The organism is Cellulosimicrobium sp. AB352 (assembly GCF_049538415.1).
Classification (GTDB): Bacteria; Actinomycetota; Actinomycetes; order Actinomycetales; family Cellulomonadaceae; genus Cellulosimicrobium; species Cellulosimicrobium funkei.
In genome coordinates this window covers 86,174-104,624 of sequence record NZ_JBMVFX010000002.1, presented here as the reverse complement: position 1 = coordinate 104,624, position 18,451 = coordinate 86,174, and the positions used below count along the sequence as shown (strand labels likewise).

General features: G+C 74.5%; 16 protein-coding genes, 1 pseudogene and 1 riboswitch. Of the genes and pseudogenes, 7 read left to right on the top strand and 10 right to left on the bottom strand.

Going from position 1 to position 18,451, the window contains the following annotated elements; translation table 11 throughout:
• Nucleotides 1-25: 25 nt before the first annotated feature.
• The gene (locus ACPCUX_RS02005; RefSeq protein WP_034655403.1) at nucleotides 26-1,138 is read left to right on the top strand and encodes a sugar-binding protein; all 1,113 of its coding nucleotides are present in this window, start codon (nucleotides 26-28) and stop codon (nucleotides 1,136-1,138) included.
• A 153-nt stretch (nucleotides 1,139-1,291) separates the two neighbouring features.
• On the opposite strand, the gene purU is transcribed toward ACPCUX_RS02005, so the two are convergent.
• On the bottom strand, nucleotides 1,292-2,212 hold the full coding sequence (purU, locus tag ACPCUX_RS02000; protein ID WP_043652779.1) for a formyltetrahydrofolate deformylase: 921 nt from the start codon (nucleotides 2,210-2,212) through the stop codon (nucleotides 1,292-1,294).
• Between the two features lie 108 nt (nucleotides 2,213-2,320).
• Between purU and ACPCUX_RS01995 the strand changes: the two genes are divergently transcribed.
• The 5 genes from ACPCUX_RS01995 (at nucleotide 2,321) to ACPCUX_RS01975 (ending at nucleotide 7,490) form a co-directional block, all read left to right on the top strand.
• The gene (locus ACPCUX_RS01995; protein WP_043652776.1) at nucleotides 2,321-2,839 is read left to right on the top strand and encodes a GNAT family N-acetyltransferase; all 519 of its coding nucleotides are present in this window, start codon (nucleotides 2,321-2,323) and stop codon (nucleotides 2,837-2,839) included.
• A 31-nt stretch (nucleotides 2,840-2,870) separates the two neighbouring features.
• Nucleotides 2,871-2,981, top strand: a riboswitch (ZMP/ZTP riboswitch).
• A gap of 81 nt (nucleotides 2,982-3,062) precedes the next feature.
• A complete protein-coding gene (gene glyA / locus ACPCUX_RS01990) occupies nucleotides 3,063-4,352 on the top strand; it encodes a serine hydroxymethyltransferase (RefSeq protein ID WP_085388352.1) in 1,290 nt (429 codons plus the stop codon).
• The gene (locus ACPCUX_RS01985; protein ID WP_043652770.1) at nucleotides 4,349-5,230 is read left to right on the top strand and encodes a bifunctional methylenetetrahydrofolate dehydrogenase/methenyltetrahydrofolate cyclohydrolase; all 882 of its coding nucleotides are present in this window, start codon (nucleotides 4,349-4,351) and stop codon (nucleotides 5,228-5,230) included. Before glyA ends, ACPCUX_RS01985 begins: the two co-directional genes overlap by 4 nt.
• A gap of 85 nt (nucleotides 5,231-5,315) precedes the next feature.
• Nucleotides 5,316-6,641 (top strand): MFS transporter, encoded by a 1,326-nt coding sequence (locus ACPCUX_RS01980; protein WP_423388074.1) that lies wholly within the window; start codon nucleotides 5,316-5,318, stop codon nucleotides 6,639-6,641.
• A gap of 45 nt (nucleotides 6,642-6,686) precedes the next feature.
• Nucleotides 6,687-7,490, top strand: coding sequence for an exodeoxyribonuclease III (locus ACPCUX_RS01975; protein ID WP_114554294.1), 804 nt, complete (start codon nucleotides 6,687-6,689; stop codon nucleotides 7,488-7,490).
• Between the two features lie 10 nt (nucleotides 7,491-7,500).
• Here the strand turns inward: ACPCUX_RS01975 and galK are convergent, their stop codons facing one another.
• From galK to ACPCUX_RS01940, 7 genes and pseudogenes are all read right to left on the bottom strand, one after another.
• The gene (gene galK / locus ACPCUX_RS01970) at nucleotides 7,501-8,763 is read right to left on the bottom strand and encodes a galactokinase (RefSeq protein WP_371810618.1); all 1,263 of its coding nucleotides are present in this window, start codon (nucleotides 8,761-8,763) and stop codon (nucleotides 7,501-7,503) included.
• Nucleotides 8,764-8,787: 24 nt separating this feature from the next.
• Nucleotides 8,788-9,990 (bottom strand): annotated as a pseudogene (galT, locus tag ACPCUX_RS01965) (galactose-1-phosphate uridylyltransferase); the annotation flags it as partial.
• A 63-nt stretch (nucleotides 9,991-10,053) separates the two neighbouring features.
• The gene (locus ACPCUX_RS01960; RefSeq protein ID WP_043652765.1) at nucleotides 10,054-10,827 is read right to left on the bottom strand and encodes a DeoR/GlpR family DNA-binding transcription regulator; all 774 of its coding nucleotides are present in this window, start codon (nucleotides 10,825-10,827) and stop codon (nucleotides 10,054-10,056) included.
• Between the two features lie 92 nt (nucleotides 10,828-10,919).
• The gene (locus ACPCUX_RS01955) at nucleotides 10,920-12,131 is read right to left on the bottom strand and encodes an ABC transporter permease (RefSeq protein WP_043652762.1); all 1,212 of its coding nucleotides are present in this window, start codon (nucleotides 12,129-12,131) and stop codon (nucleotides 10,920-10,922) included.
• The gene (locus ACPCUX_RS01950) at nucleotides 12,128-13,021 is read right to left on the bottom strand and encodes an ABC transporter ATP-binding protein (protein ID WP_081599852.1); all 894 of its coding nucleotides are present in this window, start codon (nucleotides 13,019-13,021) and stop codon (nucleotides 12,128-12,130) included. The genes ACPCUX_RS01955 and ACPCUX_RS01950 overlap by 4 nt, the downstream gene beginning before the upstream one ends.
• Nucleotides 13,021-14,049, bottom strand: coding sequence for an efflux RND transporter periplasmic adaptor subunit (locus ACPCUX_RS01945; protein WP_423388073.1), 1,029 nt, complete (start codon nucleotides 14,047-14,049; stop codon nucleotides 13,021-13,023). The genes ACPCUX_RS01950 and ACPCUX_RS01945 overlap by 1 nt, the downstream gene beginning before the upstream one ends.
• Nucleotides 14,050-14,472: 423 nt before the next feature.
• On the bottom strand, nucleotides 14,473-15,621 hold the full coding sequence (locus ACPCUX_RS01940) for an Mrp/NBP35 family ATP-binding protein (RefSeq protein ID WP_085388348.1): 1,149 nt from the start codon (nucleotides 15,619-15,621) through the stop codon (nucleotides 14,473-14,475).
• 109 nt (nucleotides 15,622-15,730) lie between these two features.
• On the opposite strand from ACPCUX_RS01940, the gene ACPCUX_RS01935 reads away from it, so the two are divergent.
• Entirely contained in the window at nucleotides 15,731-16,528 is a 798-nt protein-coding gene (locus tag ACPCUX_RS01935) for a maleylpyruvate isomerase N-terminal domain-containing protein (protein ID WP_085388347.1), read from the top strand.
• Nucleotides 16,529-16,538: 10 nt separating this feature from the next.
• On the opposite strand, the gene ACPCUX_RS01930 is transcribed toward ACPCUX_RS01935, so the two are convergent.
• Together ACPCUX_RS01930 and ACPCUX_RS01925 are read right to left on the bottom strand one after the other, a co-directional pair.
• Nucleotides 16,539-17,048, bottom strand: a complete 510-nt coding sequence (locus ACPCUX_RS01930) for a DUF1003 domain-containing protein (RefSeq protein ID WP_085388831.1) — start codon at nucleotides 17,046-17,048, stop codon at nucleotides 16,539-16,541.
• Nucleotides 17,041-18,381, bottom strand: coding sequence for a magnesium transporter MgtE N-terminal domain-containing protein (locus tag ACPCUX_RS01925; RefSeq protein WP_085388346.1), 1,341 nt, complete (start codon nucleotides 18,379-18,381; stop codon nucleotides 17,041-17,043). Before ACPCUX_RS01925 ends, ACPCUX_RS01930 begins: the two co-directional genes overlap by 8 nt.
• Nucleotides 18,382-18,451 lie beyond the last annotated feature (70 nt).

The following is an 18,451-nucleotide window of genomic DNA, read 5'->3' as shown; positions in this document are numbered from 1 at the left end:
GGATGCCCGACAGAAAGTGGTACCCATGAAGAAGCTCACCACGACGCTCCTGGCGCTCACCGCCGCGAGCGCGCTCGTGCTCAGCGGCTGCTCCTCCGAGCGCGGGGGCGACAGCGGTGGCGGCGAGACGTCCGGCGGCGGCGAGTCCGCGGCGGCCGGCTTCGAGGAGGGCGCGACGATCGGTGTCGCGCTGCCGCAGAAGACGTCGGAGAACTGGGTCCTCGCCGAGAGCCTGTTCAACGACGGTCTCGAGGAGGCCGGCTTCAAGCCGATCGTCCAGTTCGCCAACGGCGGCGTCTCCGAGCAGCAGAGCCAGATCGACGCGATGGTCGAGCAGGGCGCGAAGGTGATCATCGTCGGCGCGATCGACGGGTCGCAGCTCGGCACCCAGCTCAAGAACGCCAAGGACAACGGCGCGACCGTCATCGCGTACGACCGTCTCGTGAAGAACACGGACGCCGTGGACGAGTACATCGCGTTCGACAACTTCAAGGTCGGCGAGCTCCAGGGCCAGGCCCTGCTCCAGGGCCTCGAGGAGCGCAAGGGCGAGGCGCCGTACAACATCGAGCTCATCGCCGGCTCGCCCGACGACGCGAACTCGACGCCGTTCTTCGAGGGCGCCATGAGCGTCCTCCAGCCGAAGATCGACGACGGCACGCTCGTCATCCCGTCCGGCCAGACGTCGTTCGAGCAGGTCGCGACGCAGGGCTGGAAGGCCGAGAACGCCCAGAAGCGCATGGACACCGTGCTCTCGGGCAGCTACTCCGACAAGGAGATCGACGGCGTCCTGTCGCCGAACGACACCCTGGCGCGCGCCGCCCTGACGTCGGCGAAGCAGGCCGGCAAGGAGACCCCGGTCATCACCGGCCAGGACTCCGAGGTCGAGTCCGTGAAGTCGATCGTCGCGGGCGAGCAGTACTCGACGATCTACAAGGACACGCGCAAGCTCGTCGAGGAGTCGATCAACGCGGTCACGGCGCTCCAGGCGGGCGACGAGCCGGAGATCAACGACACCGAGTCGTACGACAACGGCGTGAAGGTCGTCCCGGCCTTCCTGCTCGAGCCCGTCATCGTCACGCAGGAGAACGCCGCCGAGGTCTACGCGGGCGACCCCACCCTGGAGGAGCTCACCAAGTGACCCGTTCGCGCTGAGCGACCGGGAGGCGGCGGCGAACCGGCACGCCGCCGCACGACGGCCCCTGTCACGTCCGAGACGTGGCGGGGGCCGTCGTCGTGCCGGGGAGAGCGGCGGGTGCGCGCCCGGGCTGCCGGGAGCGCGCCCGGCGGCTGCTCAGCGGAAGACGACGGTGCGGTGCCCGTCCAGGAGCACGCGGTGCTCCGCGTGCCAGCGGACGGCGCGCGCGAGCGTCTGGCGCTCGACGTCCTCGCCGATCGCCACGAGGTCCTCGACGCGGCGCGAGTGGTCGACGCGCTCGACGTCCTGCTCGATGATCGGGCCCTCGTCGAGGTCGCCCGTCACGTAGTGGGAGGTCGCGCCGATGAGCTTGACGCCGCGGTCGTGCGCCTGGGCGTACGGGCGCGCGCCCTTGAAGCTCGGCAGGAACGAGTGGTGGATGTTGATGATGCGCCCGGGCATCTCGCGGCACAGCTCGTCCGAGAGGATCTGCATGTACCGGGCGAGCACGACGAGCTCGACGTCGAGCTCGTCGACGAGCTCGCGCAGGCGCGCCTCGGCGACGGCCTTCGTGTCCCGCGTGACGGGCACGTGGTGGAAGGGCTTGCCGTAGAACGACGCGATGTCCTCGAGGTCGCGGTGGTTGCCGACGATGCCGACGACCTCGATCGGCATGCCCTGCGAGCGCTCGCGGTACAGGAGGTCGACGAGGCAGTGCGGTGCCTTCGAGACCATGAGCAGGGTGCGCACGCGCCGCCCGACGACGTCGAGCCGCCACGTCATGGCGAACCGCGCCGCGACCTCCTCGACGGCCCGCTCGAGCTCGGCGCGCTGCGCGGCGGCCTCGACCTGGACGCGCATGAAGAACAGCCCGGAGAGCGGGTCGCCGAACTGCTGCGACTCGGTGATGTTGCCCCCGAGCCGCGCGAGGGCCCCGGCCACGGCGTGCACGATCCCCGGCCCGTCCGGGCACGAGAGCGTGAGGACCCAGTGCGTGGGTTCGCCGGTGGGGGGCTGCGCGGTGCGGGTCGCCGGGACGTCGGTGACGTCGGCGCCGCGGGGATCTGTCGTGGACACCCCTCAGAGGGTAGCCGCGCCCGCGCCCGGCAGGGGCCGCGTCTTGCTCGCGGACACGACCGGTGGACGTGCCCGGTCCTGGTGCGCGATGTCTGACACGATGTCCCCATGAACGACGCGCAGATCACGACCCGCCTCGTCACCGACGCCGAGGCCGGTGAGCTCCTGACCCTGCGCCGGGCGGCGTTCGTCACCGAGGCGCAGCTCTACCAGGACCCGAACATCCCGCCGCTGACCCAGACGCTCCACGAGCTGCGCGAGGACCTCGCGCGCGAGGACGTCGTGACGATCGGTGCGTGGCTCGGCCCGCGGCTCGTCGGGTCCGTGCGGGTGGAGATCGAGGACAGCAAGGCGACGCTCGGCCGGCTCGCCGTCGCGCCGGACATGCAGGGCCGCGGCATCGGGACCCAGATGCTCTTCGAGGTGCTGCCGTACCTGCCGGAGCAGACGACGGAGATCTGGGTGTTCACGGGCAAGGACTCGAAGCAGAACCTCGCCATGTACACCAAGCACGGCTACGAGGAGCAGTACGACAAGGCGGCGGGCGACCTCACGTACACCTACCTGCGCCGCATCCTCGGCGAGGCCGAGGCGCGCAACGAGTCGGGCGCCGTCGGGCAGGAGTAGCCCGGGACCGCCCACGGGCCGTGCGCTAGGATCGACGCGTCGCGACTGGCGCCGCCCGGTGGAACTCCGCCCGGGCAGGGTGGATCACCACCGGGGAGCGGCACGCTGTGCAGACGACGGGTCGTTCGCCTGGGCCCCGGGTCACCCCCTGGTGGGGCGTACCCGGCGAGCCGGGAACGTGACCACCGACGACGAACTGCCAGACACCCGCGGAGGAGACGCCATGAGCGCCCAGCCAGCCGACAACGTCCTCGACACCCCGCTCGCCGAGCTCGACCCCGAGATCGCGGCCGTCCTCGACGGGGAGCTCGCGCGACAGCGCGACACCCTCGAGATGATCGCGTCCGAGAACTTCGTCCCGCGCGCCGTCCTGCAGGCGCAGGGCTCCGTGCTCACCAACAAGTACGCCGAGGGCTACCCGGGCCGCCGCTACTACGGCGGCTGCGAGCAGGTCGACATCGCGGAGAACCTCGCGATCGCCCGCGCCAAGTCGCTGTTCGGCGCGGAGCACGTCAACGTCCAGCCGCACTCGGGCGCCCAGGCGAACGCCGCCGTCCTGCACGCGCTCATCAACAAGGGCGACCGGATCCTCGGCCTCGAGCTGGCGCACGGCGGCCACCTCACGCACGGCATGAAGATCAACTTCTCCGGCAAGCTCTACGACGTCTCCGCCTACGGCGTGGACCCGCAGTCGTACCGCGTCGAGATGGACGAGGTCCGCAAGCAGGCTCTCGAGACCCGTCCCGACGTCATCATCGCCGGCTGGTCCGCGTACCCGCGCCACCTCGACTTCGCGGCGTTCCGCGAGATCGCGGACGAGGCCGGCGCGAAGCTGTGGGTGGACATGGCGCACTTCGCGGGCCTCGTGGCCGCGGGCCTGCACCCGTCCCCGGTGCCGTACGCGGACGTCGTGTCCTCCACGGTCCACAAGACGATCGGCGGCCCGCGCTCCGGCTTCATCCTCAGCAAGGAGGAGTACGCCAAGAAGATCGACTCGGCCGTGTTCCCGGGCCAGCAGGGCGGCCCGCTCATGCACGTCGTCGCGGCCAAGGCCGTGTCGTTCAAGGTCGCGGCCACGGACGGCTTCCGCGACCGCCAGGAGCGCACCCTGCGCGGCGCGAGCATCATCGCGGACCGCCTGACCCAGGCCGACGTCGCCGAGGCCGGCGTCTCGGTCCTCACGGGCGGCACCGACGTCCACCTCGTCCTCGTCGACCTGCGCCACTCGGCGCTCGACGGCCAGCAGGCCGAGGACCTCCTGCACGAGGTCGGCATCACCGTGAACCGCAACGCCGTGCCGTTCGACCCGCGCCCGCCGCGCGTCACGTCCGGCCTGCGCATCGGCACGCCGGCGCTCGCGACCCGCGGCTTCGGCGACGCCGAGTTCACGGAGGTCGCCGAGATCATCGCGACCGCGCTGCGCGAGGGCGCCGCGACCGACGCCGAGGCGCTGCGCGCCCGCGTGCAGAAGCTCACGGCCGACTTCCCGCTGTACCCGGGCCTCCAGCAGTGACCGCCCGGATCCTCGACGGCAAGGCCACCGCCGCCGCGATCAAGGCGGAGCTCAAGGACCGCCTCGCGGTCCTCGCGGGGAAGGGCGTCGTGCCCGGTCTGGGCACGCTCCTCGTCGGCGACGACCCGGGCTCGCAGTGGTACGTCGCGGGCAAGCACCGCGACTGCGCGGAGGTCGGGCTCGCGTCGATCCGGGAGGACCTCCCGGGCGACGCGACGCAGGAGGAGATCGAGGCCGCCGTCCGGCGCCTCAACGACGACCCGGCCTGCACGGGGTACATCGTGCAGCTCCCGCTGCCGCGGGGCATCGACACCAACCGGGTGCTCGAGCTCATCGACCCGGCCAAGGACGCGGACGGGCTGCACCCGACCAACCTCGGCCGGCTCGTGCTGCGCGTCAACGAGGAGGTCACGTCGCCGCTCCCGTGCACGCCGCGCGGGATCATCGAGCTCGTCGAGCGGCACGGGATCTCCCTCGCGGGCAAGGAGGTCGTGGTCGTGGGGCGCGGCGTCACCGTCGGCCGCTCGATCGGCCTGCTGCTCACGCGGCGCGCGGTCAACGCGACCGTGACGCTCACGCACACCGGCACGACGGACCTCCCCGCGCTCGTGCGCCGCGCCGACGTCGTCGTCGCGGCCGCGGGGGTCCGCGGGATCGTCACGCGCGACATGGTGAAGCCGGGCGCCGTCGTGATCGACGTCGGCGTCTCGCGCGAGGTCGACCCGGAGACCGGCAAGAGCCGCGTCGTCGGGGATGCCGCGCCCGACGTCGCCGAGGTCGCGGGCTGGATCTCGCCGAACCCCGGCGGGGTCGGCCCGATGACGCGCGCGATGCTCCTCGCGAACGTCGTCGACGCGGCGGAGCGCGCCTCCGCCTGAGCTCGACGCAGGGCGCGGTCGCGGGTCACCCGCGGCCGCGCCCTGCGGCGTTCCCGGGACGGCGCGCGAGCGCTAGTCTGCGCGGGTGACGGAGCGCATCGCGACGACGGCGGCGTACGCCGTGCAGGGCTTCGGGTTCGCGGTGGTGCTCACGAGCATCCCCGGCTACAAGGACCGGCTCGGCATGGGCGACGACGTCGTGACGCTCGTCGTGCTGGGCGTGTGCGTCCTCGCCGGCCTGGGCAGCGCGCTGTCGGGCGTCGTGGCGGCCGTCCGCGGCGCGCGCACCGTGGTCGTCGGGGGCCTGCTGCTCGCCGCGACGGCGGTGGCGGGGATCGGTCTCGCGCCGTCGTGGCCCCTCTTCTTCGGGGCGATCGGCCTCTACGGGCTCGCGCTCGGCGCCGTGGACGCCGCGATGAACATGCTCGGGATCGACGTCGAGCGCGCGCACGGACGCAGCCTGCTCGCGTCGTTCTACGCCGCGAACGCGGCCGGGGGAGTGCTCGGTGCGCTCGCGGTCTCGGGCGGCGCGCTGGCCGGTCTCGGCCAGCCGCTCGCGCTCCCGCTCGTGGCGCTGCTCGTCGCCGTGGGCGCGGCCTGGCTCGCCCTGCGCCTGCCCGACGGCGGTCGCCCGGTCCCGGAGGCCGTCGCCCCGGACGCCGTGGTCAGGGACGCCCAGGCCAGGGATGCCCAGGTCAAGGATGCCCAGGTCAGGGATGCCGTGGTCGGGGATGCCGGCGTGCGGGACGCCCCGGTGACGTGGGTCGCGGCGGGCACGATCGCGCTGCTCGGTGCAGGGATGCTCGCGTTCCCCGTCGCCGACTCCGCGGTGTCGAGCTGGAGCGCGACGTTCCTGCGCGACGGCCTCGCGGCGAGCGCGGCCGCCGCCCCGCTCGGGTACGCGGCGTACCAGGCGGCGCTCATCGTGTCGCGGCTCGTCGGGGACGGTCTCGTCGAGCGCCTCGGCCGGGTCCGGGTCGTGCGGCTGGGCGGCACGCTCGGCGCCCTGGGGTTCGTCGCGGTGACGGCCGCCCCGGCGTGGCCCGTCGCCGTGCTGGGCCTCGCCGTGACCGGCCTCGGGCTCGGCGTCGTCGCCCCGCTCGCGTTCTCGGCGGTCGGGGACCGGGCCCGGGAGGCGGTCGCGTCGGGCCGGGCGGGAGCGGCGGGGGAGCCCGCCGCCGGGGTCGTGGCGACGGTCACCGACCGGGCGGTCGCGCGGCTCAACGTCTTCACCTACGCGGGCGCCGTGCTCGGCGGCGTCCTCACCGGCGTCTTCGCGACCGCCCACCACCTCCGGGTCGGCTTCGTGGTGCTGGCCGTGCTCGCCGCCGTCTCGGCGGTCCTCGCGAGCGCGTTCCGGCCGGCCCGCGTCGTCGCGGCGCCCGTGAGCGAGGCCACGCCGCCCGCCTGACGCCGGGGCCCGTCGTTGTCGGTGGCGTGTGATGGGATGGCCCGCGTGCTGACCCTCGCCACCGCCAACGTCAACGGAATCCGCGCCGCCTACCGCCGGGGGATGGACGCCTGGATCGCGTCCCGGACGCCCGACGTCCTGCTGCTCCAGGAGGTGCGCGCCCCCGACTCGGTCGTCAACGACCTGCTGGAGGGCTGGCACGTCGCCCACCAGGCGTGCGACATCAAGGGCCGCGCCGGGGTCGCGGTCGCGTCACGCCTGCCCGTGTCCGCGGTCCGCGTCGGCCTCGGGGCCGGCGAGCCCGAGCCGCCGGTCGACACCGGTCGCTGGGTCGAGGCCGACCTGGAGCTGCCCGACGGCGGCCGTCTCACCGTGGTCTCGGCGTACATCCACTCGGGCACCGTGAGCCAGCCGGAGACGATGGTCGCGAAGTACGCCTACCTGGAGAAGGTGACCGCGCGGCTGCGCGAGCTCGCGGCCACGGGCGAGAAGGTCGTCCTGGCGGGCGACCTCAACATCGCGCACCGCAACGTCGACATCAAGAACTGGAAGGGCAACCTCAAGAGCGCCGGCTTCCTCCCGGAGGAGCGCGCGTACGTCGACACGTGGCTCGACCAGGTCGGCCTCGTGGACCTGGGTCGCGTCCACGGCGGCGAGGGCCCGGGCCCGTTCACCTGGTGGTCCTGGCGCGGGCGCGCGTTCGACAACGACTCGGGCTGGCGCATCGACTACCAGCTCGCGACGCCCTCCCTCGCGGAGCGCGCGGTCAAGGTCGAGGTCGACCGCGCGCCGTCGCACGAGGAGCGCTGGAGCGACCACGCGCCCCTCGTCGTCACCTACGACGTCTGAGCGGGACCGGTCAGGCGACCCGCTCGGCGGGCGCGGACGGCGTCGCGAGCAGGAAGCCCGGGGCGCCCAGCCCTTCGCGCTCGAACGCGGCGCGCACGGCGTCGGCGACGGTCTCGACCTGGTCCGCGCGCACGAGCGCGATGGCGGAGCCGCCGAACCCGCCGCCGGTCATTCGCGCACCGAGGGCGCCCGCGACGCGCGCCGCGTCGACCGCGACGTCGAGCTCGACGCTCGAGACCTCGTAGTCGTCGCGCAGCGACGCGTGCGACGCGTTCATCAGCGGCCCGACGGCGTCCGGCCGGCCCTCGCGCAGGAGCGCCACGAGCGCGCGGACGCGGCCGATCTCGGTGACGACGTGGCGCACGCGGCGGCGCGCGACGTCGTCGGGCAGAGCGTCGAGCGCGCGGGCGAGCGCGGCCGCCGGGTCGTCGCTCGCGTCCACCGCGTCGGCGAGCTCGCGCAGCGAGCCGATCCCGAGCGTGCGGGCGGCGTCCTCGCACGTGGCGCGGCGCTGCGCGTACTGGCCGTCGACGAGCTGGTGCTCCGCACGGGTGTCCACGACGAGCAGGGCGAGGCCCGCGGCGTCGAGGTCGAACGGCACCTGCGTGGCGGACTCGACCGGGTCGAGCCCGGGGCGGCAGTCGAGGAGGAGCGCGTGACCGGCCTGCGCGCGCAGCGCCGCCGACTGGTCCATGCCGCCCGTGGGTGCGCCCGCGATCTCGTTCTCGGCGCGGACGCTCGCGGTGGCGAGGACGGCGCGGCCCGCGTCGGTCGCCGCGAGGCCGAGCCCGGCGACGTCGTCGAGCGCGACGGCGACCGCGCACTCGAGGGCCGCGGACGACGAGAGCCCGGCGCCGAACGGGACGCTCGAGTCGACGGCCGCGTCGAACCCGGGGACGGCGGCGGGGTCCGCGCCCTGGGCGACGAGGTGCTCGCGCAGCGCCCACGCGACGCCCGCGACGTACGAGCCCCAGCCCGCGACCTCGCCCGGGCCGACGTCCTCGAGGCGGGCCGTCCACGTCTCGCCGGGCGCCTGCGCGGACGCGAGGCGGACGAGCGAGTCGGTGCGCGGCCGCAGCGCCACGTAGGTGCGGTGGGGCAGCGCGACCGGCAGGCACAGGCCCGCGTTGTAGTCGGTGTGCTCCCCGATGAGGTTGACGCGCCCGGGCGCGGCCCACACGCGGACCTCCTCGCCGGGCTCGTCCGCGCCGAACGCCTCGGCGAGCACGGCACGGGCGCGCGCGGCGCCGTCGTCGTCCGCCAGCGCGGGCACCCAGCCCCGGGCGGCGCTCGTCGGGGCGAGCTCCTGGAGGCGTGCGGCGATGCGCTCGGGCGTCGTGTCGCTGATCCACGCCCCCATGCCGGACTCCGAGCCCGCGAGGTACTTGAGCTTGCCCGGCGCGCGGAGGACGGAGAACACCTGCAGGTGCAGCCGAGCGAGGGTGACGTCGTCGGTGCCGCCGTCGGCGACCGAGCGGCCCTCGCGGGCCGGGGCCTGGTGCCACGCGGCGATGTACGGCAGGGGGATGGGCTCGCCGTCGGCGGTCTCGAAGAACCGGTCGAGGCGGCGCAGCAGCTCGAGGTAGGCGGTGGCCAGGTCGTCGCGCTCGGCGTCCGTGAGCGCGGGCAGGTCGGGCACGTCGCGCCGCGGCGCGAGGTGGACCTCGACGGGCCAGCGCGCCGCGTAGGGCACGTAGGCGACCCAGTGCTCCGTCTCGAGGACCACGCGGCGGCCGTCCGCGAGCTCGGACTCGAGCACGTCGCGCAGCAGGCTGCGGCCGGTGCGGCGGTGGTGCTCGCGCGCCTGGTCGAGCAGCGCGCGCGTGCGCGGCGTCACGTACGGGTAGCCGTAGATCTGGCCGTGCGGGTGGTGCAGGGTGACGCCGATCTCCGGGCCGCGGTTCTCGAAGCAGAAGACCTGCTCCACCCCCGGCTCGGCGCCCAGCGCGGCGGTGCGGTCCGCCCACGCGTCGATGATCGTGCGGACCCGCTGCGGCGGGAGCGCGCCGAACGACGCGCGGTGGTCGCTCGAGAAGCACACGACCTCGCACCGACCCGCCGCCGGTGCGTGCTGCTGGAGCGGCGCGTCCGTGACCACCGCGTCCGGGACGCCGGGCACGCGCTGGAGCGACGGGAAGCGGTTCTCGAAGACCACGACGTCGTAGTCCGTGTCGGGGACCTCGCCGTCCGAGTACGCGCTGCCGGGCCGCGCGGGGCAGAGCGGGCACGAGTCCGCGGCAGGCAGGAAGGTCCGGTTCATGCGGTGCGCGGCGAGCGGGACCCAGTCGCCGGTGAGCGGATCCCGGCGCATCTCCGGGCCGACGTACGGGTGCGGGGTCCCGTCCGGGCCCGGCACCGGGGCGAAGCGGTCCGGCAACGGTCGCGGGTCGTCGAGCCGTCGCGTGCGCTCGCCCGAGACGTACGCGGGGGAGTCGTCGAAGTAGACGAGCTCGCGGCCGTCGGCGAGCCGGGTCGAGGTGCGGCGCAGGTGCGGGTTCATGCGTGGGATGTTCCGATCGCGGTGCGGTGGGGGAGTGCGGGGAGCCGGGGCTGCGGTCGCCGGTCAGGCGACGACGAGCTGCTCGACGAGGTCCTGGACGCGCGCGCGCTCGTCCTCGGCGAGCCCGGCGTCGGTGACGAGGACGTCCACGTCGGCGAACGTCGCGAAGACGCGCAGGCCCGTGGTGTGCCACTTCGTGTGGTCGGCGAGGACGACGGTGCGCCCGGCGGACTCGATGAGCGCGCGGTTCGTCGCGGCCTCGTCGAGGTTCGGCGTCGTGAGCCCGATCTCCGGGTCGACGCCGTGCGCGCCGACGAACGCGAGGTCGACGCGCAGCCCGGACAGCGCGGCCTCGGCGAGCGGGCCGACGAGCGCGTCGGACGGCGTACGGCTGCCGCCGGTGAGGATCGTCTCCAGGCGCGGGTCGTTGGCCCGGTGCAGGACCTCGGCGACCGGGAGGGAGTTCGTCACGACCGTCAGCGGCCGCAGCGCGGGGTCCGCGGCGATGCGGGCGGCGAGCAGGTGCGTCGTCGTGCCGGCGCTCAGCGCGACGGAGGCGTTCGGTGTGATGAGGCGCGCCGCCGCGGTGGCGATCGCCTCCTTCTCCACGGCCTCCCGCGAGCTCTTCGCGGCGAAGCCGGGCTCGTGCGCGGTCGTGTGCGGGGCGACGGCACCGCCGTGCACCTTCCGGACGAGGCCCTGGTCGGCGAGCTCCACGAGGTCGCGCCGGATCGTCATGTCCGACACCCCGAGCTCCCGGGTCAGGTCACCGATGCGGACCGCGCCGTGGTCCCGGATCTCGGCGAGGATGCGCTCCTGGCGCTGTGAGGCGAGCATGCGGACAGTATTGTCCACATCGTCGAGAAATCCAACATGATCAAACACGACCGAACATCGCTCGGCCCGGCGACGAGGCCGGGCCGAGCGGGTCAGTACCGGATCGCGTCGATCACCTTGACGCGCACCGCGACGAGCGCGGGAAGGAGCCCCGCCAGCGCCCCGATCCCGATGGCCGCGAGCATCCCGGTCACCGCGGCGGAGAACGGGAAGCCGGGCGCGTCCTGGACGGCCGAACCCATGAGCACGTCGAGCGGGACGTTGTGCAGCACGACGATCGCGACCGTCACGCCCAGCACGCCCGCGACGGTCGTCGCGACGACGCTCTCCATCATCACGGAGAAGAAGACGCGCCCGGAGCTCGCGCCGAAGCTGCGGCGGATCCCGATCTCGCGGATCCGGTACCGCACCGTGACGAGCGCGATGTTCACGAGGCCGAGCCCGCCGAGCAGCAGCGCGATCGCGCTCACGCCGAGCACGACCCACCGGATCGCGCCGTCGACGACCGACGCCGACGGCGAGTCGGACCGGTAGACGTCGGCCTGGACGCCCTGGAGCGCGCCCGCCACGTCGCGGCGCACCGTCTCGACGAGCGCGTCCGACAGGTCGTCGGGCACCCACAGCTCGAGCCGGGGCGGCCCCATCATCTCCATCGACTCGGGCGTGACCCACGTCGACTGGGCGTCGACCAGCGCGTACGCGACCGGGTCCATGTCGGGCCAGTCGTCGGGGAAGGCCCCGACGACGGTCGCGACGACCGGGTTGTCCCCGCCGATCGTCACCGTCGGGTGCTCGGCCACGGTCGTCCCGCCGAGCGCGTCGAGGAACGCCTGGTTGACGACGAGCGCGGGCGCGAGGCGGTCCGCGTCCGCCTCGGTGAACCAGCGACCCGACGTCACCTGGAAGCGGTGCATCGTGGCCCAGTCGGGCTCCACCCCGGTCGTGGTGATCTCGCGCGTGCCGTCGGGGAACCGCACCGGTGCGGGCGCGTCGCGCAGCATCGAGGAGTAGCCGATGCCATAGCGGTCGACGATCTCGTCGAACACCTGCTCGTACTCCTCCGACGTGGGCATGACGCTCCCGCCCTCGCCCGTGGGCCATGCCGAGACCTGGAGCGTCGCGGCGCGACCGCCCCAGCGTTCGTTCTGCTCGGCGGAGACCTGGCGCAGCATCTCCCCGGCCGCCGAGATCGCGGTGATCGCGCAGACCGCGACGGCGACGCCGACGAGCGCGAGCAGCACCCGGACCTTGTGGACGCGCAGCTCGTCCCAGGCCTCGAGGAGGGCGCCGACGACGCCGGTCATGCCGTGGCCCCCGCGTCGCGTGCGGTGTCCGGGGTCCCGGCCGCGGTGGCGGCGGACGCGCGAGCGGAGAGTGCGTGAGCGACCCCGACGAGCGGCCGGGCCACGTGCTCGGCCTGGTGGTCGTGGCTCGTCCCGGGGTCGGTCCCGGGATCGTGGTCGGTGCCTGGGGCGCCGAGCGCCCCGAGGGAACCGGCGCTGCGCGCGCTGATGGAGATCGGGGTGAGCACGCCGTCGGCGAGGCGGAACTGGCGGGCGGCGCGCGACGCGACGGCGAGGTCGTGCGTGATCGCGATGAGCGCGGACCCGTTCTCGCCGGCGATGGTGTCGAGCAGGTCCATGACCTCGCTGCCCGTGTCGACGTCGAGCGCCCCCGTGGGCTCGTCCGCGAGGATGACGCGCGGGACGCGCACCAGGGCGCGGGCGATCGCGACGCGCTGCTGCTCGCCGCCCGAGAGCTTCTCCGGGGTCGTGTCGAGCCGGTCGCCGAGGCCGACCCGCTCGAGCATCTGGGCGGCCAGCGTGCGCCGCTGCCAGAACTGCCGTCCGCGCGCGTACAGCAGCGGGGCGACGACGTTCTCGAGCGCGGTACGGCCCTGCAGCAGGTTGAACTGCTGGAAGACGAACCCGAAGTCCGTGCCGCGGCGTCGCGCCCGGGCGCGGCCGGAGAGCCGGCCGATCGGGACGCCGTCGAGCAGGTAGTCCCCGCTCGTCGGGCTGTCGAGCAGGCCGAGGATGTTGAGCAGGGTCGACTTGCCCGTCCCCGAGCGGCCCACGATCGAGACGTGCTCGCCCGCGCCGACCGTGAGGTCGATGCCGCGCAGGATCTCGAGCTCGCGGTCGTCGGGGAGCAGCACCGAGCGGGTGACCCCGCTGAGCTCCAGGAGGCTCATCAGTACGAGGCCTCGCTGTCGTCCGTCACCATCATGTCGTCCATGACCGGCATGACGTCCTGGCCCGGCACGAACTCGAGGACCTCGTCGCCCTCGGCGAGGCCCTCGGTCACCTGGACGACCGAGCCGTCGGTGAGACCGAGCGTCACGGCGCGCTCCTCGGGCTCGCCCTCCGCGCCGACGACCCACACCTTGCCCTGCTCGACGCGGCCGAGGACCGCCGTCACGGGCACCACGAGGGCGCCCTCGACGGATCCCGCGGTGATCTCGAGCTCGGCGGCGAGACCGGCGAAGACGGTGACGTCGCCCGGGACGGCGCACGTCACGCTCGCGGACGACGCACCGCCCGCCGGGTCGGGTGCGCCCTCCTCGGGCGCGTTCTCGGGGGCGGCGGCGGCGCCCATGCGGAGGTTCGTGCACACGAACGGCGCGGGGCCGCCGGTGACCGTGACGGTCGCCTCGCCGGGGATCTGGAGGAGCCGGAACTGCTGCTCGGCGACCATGCTGGCCGTGACCGAGAGCGTGCCGGGCGAGACGGTCGCGAAGTCCTCGCCGACCGCCACCTCCTGGTCCTTGAGCGCGGTGAACGTGGCGACCGTCCCGCCGATGGTGGCCTCGACGGTCTCCCGCGTGACCTTCGGTCGGCGCTCGGTGACCGTGACCTCGCCCGTCTCCGGGTCGGTCTCGGTGAGGGGCTCGCGGGGCTCCTCGAGGGTCACCTCGAGGAGGGGCGCGCCTGCCTCGACCACGTCGCCGGGCTTGGCGAGCACCGCCGTGACCACCCCGCGCTGCGTCACCTTCTGCGGAGCGGCCGGGTCGGCGACGACCTGCCCGGTCAGCTTCACGGTGTTGGTGACGTCTCCCGTGGAGACGGCCACGCGGGGTTCCACGAGCTCGGCCGTGGGGAACGCGGGGTCGGTCGCGGGCTCGGGTGCCGAGCGGAACGCGATCACGGCGAGAAGGGCGGCGATCGCCGCCCAGATGACGATGCGGAGGGCGGGGAAGACGATCCGGCGGGTGATACCCACGTGCGGGCTCCTGGGACGACGGTGGCGGGACGGCGAGCGGGCGCTGCTGGCGGGGCCGACGACGGCCCGGCCCGAGGCTAGGGCGGCGACACGGACGGCGTCGTCATCCCTGGGGAGGAGTTCTGTCGCGGCTTCGTCACCGGCGGGTCACCGACCGGTCAGGTCGACGTGACCGCGTGGGGCCCGCGTGCGCGCCTGGCGGACCGCAGCGCTCTGCCCGGGCAGCCGGGGCGGCGTCGCAGGTCAGGGGAATGGTGGGCGGGACGAGGGCAGGGCGGAGCGGCGGCGATGCCACGACACGATCCCCCTCACCGGCCCGACGGCCGTCCCCCCGGACGAGATGCGGGCGAGACTATACCGTGGCGCGCGGAAAAGACAGGAAAAGGACGGTGAAAGACCGGCCGACGTCCGGAGGCCGTCGCGTCAGACGACCGTGACCCCGAGCGACCGCCCCGCGAGCCCGCGGGGCCGGCGCGCGAGACCCGCGGCGACGTCGCGCAGCGCGGCGGCGGCGGGGGAGCCCGGGTCGGAGAGCACGACCGGGGTGCCGCCGTCGCCCGCCTCGCGCAGCGACACGTCGAGCGGCACCTGGCCGAGGAGGGGGACGGAGGTCCCCGTGGCGCGCGACAGGTTCGCCGCGACGCGCTCGCCGCCGCCCGCGCCGAACACCTCGAGGCGCGACCCGTCGGGCTGCTCGAGCCACGACATGTTCTCGACCACGCCGACGACGCCCTGCTGGGTCTGCGTCGCGACCGACCCGGCCCGCTCGGCGACCTCCGCGGCGGCGACCTGCGGCGTCGTGACGACGACGATCTCGCTGCCGGGCAGGAGCTGCGCGACCGAGATCGCGATGTCGCCCGTGCCGGGCGGGAGGTCGAGGAGCAGCACGTCGAGGTCGCCCCAGAACACGTCCGCGAGGAACTGCTGGAGCGCGCGGTGCAGCATCGGTCCGCGCCACACGACGGGCTGGCCCGGGGGCACGAACATGCCGATCGAGACGACCTTCACGCCGTGCGCGATCGGCGGCAGGAGCATGTTGTCCACGCGCGTGGGCTGCCGGTCGACGCCGAGCATGCGCGGGATGGAGAACCCGTAGATGTCGGCGTCGACGACCCCGACCTCGAGGCCCTGCGCGGCGAGCGCGACCGCGAGGTTCGCCGTGACCGACGACTTGCCAACCCCGCCCTTGCCCGACGCGATCGCGTACACCTTCGTCAGCGACCCGGGCTTGGCGAAGGGGATCTCGGGCTCGCCCACGCCGCCGCGCAGCATCGTGCGCAGCTCGGCGCGCTGCTCCGCGGTCATGACGCCGAGGTCGACCCGGACGTCCGCCACGCCCTCGACCGCGCGCACCGCGGCGTCGACGTCGCGCGCGAGCGTGTCGCGCATCGGGCACGTGGCGACCGTGAGGTCGACCCCCACCGTCACGACGGCGCCCGGCGCGCCGGGCTCGACGGCGACCGAGCGGATCATGCCGAGGTCCGTGACGGGGCGGCGGATCTCGGGGTCCAGGACCGTGGTGAGGGCCTGCCGGACGGCGTGCTCGAGCGGGTCTGCGGCGGGGTCGGGCATGCCCCCATCGTAGGCGCGGCCGGAGCCCGGTCGGCCGGGTCGGAGGTCCCGGACCGGACGTGAGCCCCGTCGCACGACGAGCGCCGCGGAACGGCGCTACCGTGCACGGATGGACGCCCTGGCCTCCCTCGCGCGGGACAGCGAGCTGTTCGGCGACGCCGTGCGCAGCGCCCCGCCCGACGCGCGCGTGCCCGCGTGCCCCGAGTGGACGGGCGCCGACCTGCTCTACCACCTCGCCGAGGTGCAGGACTTCTGGGCGCGCGTCGTCGGCCCGGCTCCCGGGGAGGGGATGGACGGCGACGAGGTCGAGCCGCTCGCGCGGCCGGCGTCCGACGCCGAGCTGCCCGCGCTGCTCCAGCGCTCGACGAGCCGGCTCGTCGCGGCGCTCACCGGTCGCGACCCCGACGAGCCGTGCTGGTCGTGGCACGACGACGGCCGGCACGTCGGCTGGGTGCTGCGACGCCAGGCGCACGAGGCGCTCGTCCACCGCGCCGACGCGGAGCTCACGGCCGGGCGTCAGGTCACGCCCGCCGACCCGGGCGTCGCGGCGGACGGCGTCGACGAGGTGCTGTCCGTCATGGTGGACGGGGTGCCCGGGTGGGGCGTCTTCACGCCCGACGGCGCGACGGTCTCCGTCGTCGTCGACGGGCCGGGGGAGCGGCCGCGGAGCTGGGAGCTCGCGTTCGGCCGCTTCACGGGGACCGGTCCGGAGTCGGGGACGGCGTACGACCTCGACGTCGCCCAGCTCGTCGACCTGCCCGGCTCGACGACCACGCAGGTGTCCGGCCCGGCCTGGGCGCTCGACCTGTGGCTCTGGGGCCGCGGCCCGGCGGACGGGCTCGTCGTCACGGGCGACCCCGCCCTCGCCGCGCGCCTGCGCCGGGTCGCGGCGGAGGGCACGCAGTAGGGCCCCAGGGTCAGCGGTCGGCGACCTCGTCGTCGGGCTGACGGGCCGTCTTCTCCTCCAGCTCCTCGAGCAGGTTGCGGATCTCGGACCGCACGAAGTCGCGCGTGGCGACCTCGCTCAGCGCGATGCGCAGCGCGGCCATCTCGCGCGCGAGGTACTCGGTGTCCGCGAGGTTGCGCTCCGCGCGCTGACGGTCCTGCTCCGCGGTGACGCGGTCGCGGTCGTCCTGACGGTTCTGGGCGAGCAGGATGAGCGGCGCGGCGTACGACGCCTGGAGCGAGAGCATGAGCGTGAGCGCGGTGAACCCGAACTCGGCGGAGTCGAACCGCAACCCCTCCGGGCCCCACGAGTTCCACGCGATCCACAGCGCGCAGAACACGGTGAGGTAGACGAGGAACCGCGGCGTGCCGAGGAAGCGTGCGATGCCCTCCGTCGAGCGGCCGACGGCGTCCTGGTCGACCTTGACGCGCGGGAAGAAGCTGCGGCGCGCGGTCTTCGGCGTGTCGAGGCGGTCAGCCACGGGCCACCCCCGCGGTGCCCGGCCGTCCGGGCGCGGCGGTGCGCGCGCGCCCGCTCGCGACGGCACGGCGCGCGGCCTCGGTGTCCTCGTCGTCGGTCTCGCGCCAGTCGTCGGGCAGCATGTGGTCGAGCACGTCGTCCACGCTGATCGCGCCGAGCAGGCGTTTCTCCGCGTCGAGCACGGGCACGCACAGCAGGTCGTAGGTCGCGAGGATGCGGGTCACGCGCCCGAGCGGCGCGTCGGGCGTCACGCCCTCGACGTCGGAGTCGAGCACCGAGCCGACGGCCGCGTGCGGGGGCTCGCGCAGCAGGCGCTGGAAGTGCGCGACGCCGAGGAACCGGCCCGTGGGCGTCTCGAGCGGCGGGCGCGCGACGAACACCATCGACGCGAGCGCGGGCGCGAGGTCCTTGCGGCGGATCTGCGCGAGCGCGGTCGCGATGGTGGTCTCCGGGCCGAGCACGACCGGGTCGGACGTCATGAGGCCGCCCGCGGTGTCCTCCGCGTAGGAGAGGAGGCGGCGCACGTCGCGCGCCTCGTCGGGCTCCATGAGCTCGAGGAGCTGGGCGGCCTGGGCCTCGGGGAGCTCGTGCAGGAGGTCGGCCGCGTCGTCGGGCTGCATCGCCTCCAGGACGTCGGCGGCGCGGTCGGTGTCGAGCCCGGAGAGGATCGCGACCTGGTCGTCCTCGGGCAGCTCCTCCAGGACGTCGGCGAGCCGCTCGTTGTCGAGCGCGCCCGCGACCTCGAGCCGGCGCGTGTCGCCGAGGTCGTGGATGACGTCGGCGAGGTCGGCGGGCTTGAGGTCGTCGTACGCGGCGAGGAGCATCGCGGCGCCCTGCGCCTCCGTGCTCCCGGCGAGCCCGGTCACGGCGTCGACGTCGACGACGAGCGCGTCGCCCCGCCGGCGCAGCCCGAGCGTGCCCTTGTGCTGCGCCTGCCGGCGCACGTACAGCTTGGTGACGAGCCAGTCGCCGGTGCGCTGGCGCTCGATCGCGAGGTCCTCGACGGTCGCCGAGCCCGACCCGTCGACGAACTGCACCGTGCGCTCCAGGAGCTCGCTCACGGCCAGCGTCTCCATCGCGCGCTGCTCGAACCGGCGCATGTTGACCAGCCCGGTGGAGATGACCTGCCCCGCGTCGATGCTCGTCACGCGGGTCAGAGGCAGGAAGACCCGACGCCGGCCGGGCACCTCGACGACCAGGCCCACCGCGCGCGGGGCTCCCTTGGGCCGGATGAGCACGACGACGTCCCGCACCCGCCCGACCTGGTCGCCGATGGGGTCGAACACGCTGGTCCCGGCCAGGCGCGCGACGAAGACGGTGGTGGCTGCACTCACGCCGCCAGCCTACGCACGCGCCCCCGTCGCCGCGCTCCGTCCCGGCAGGTGGTGGGCGTCCCGAGCCGTC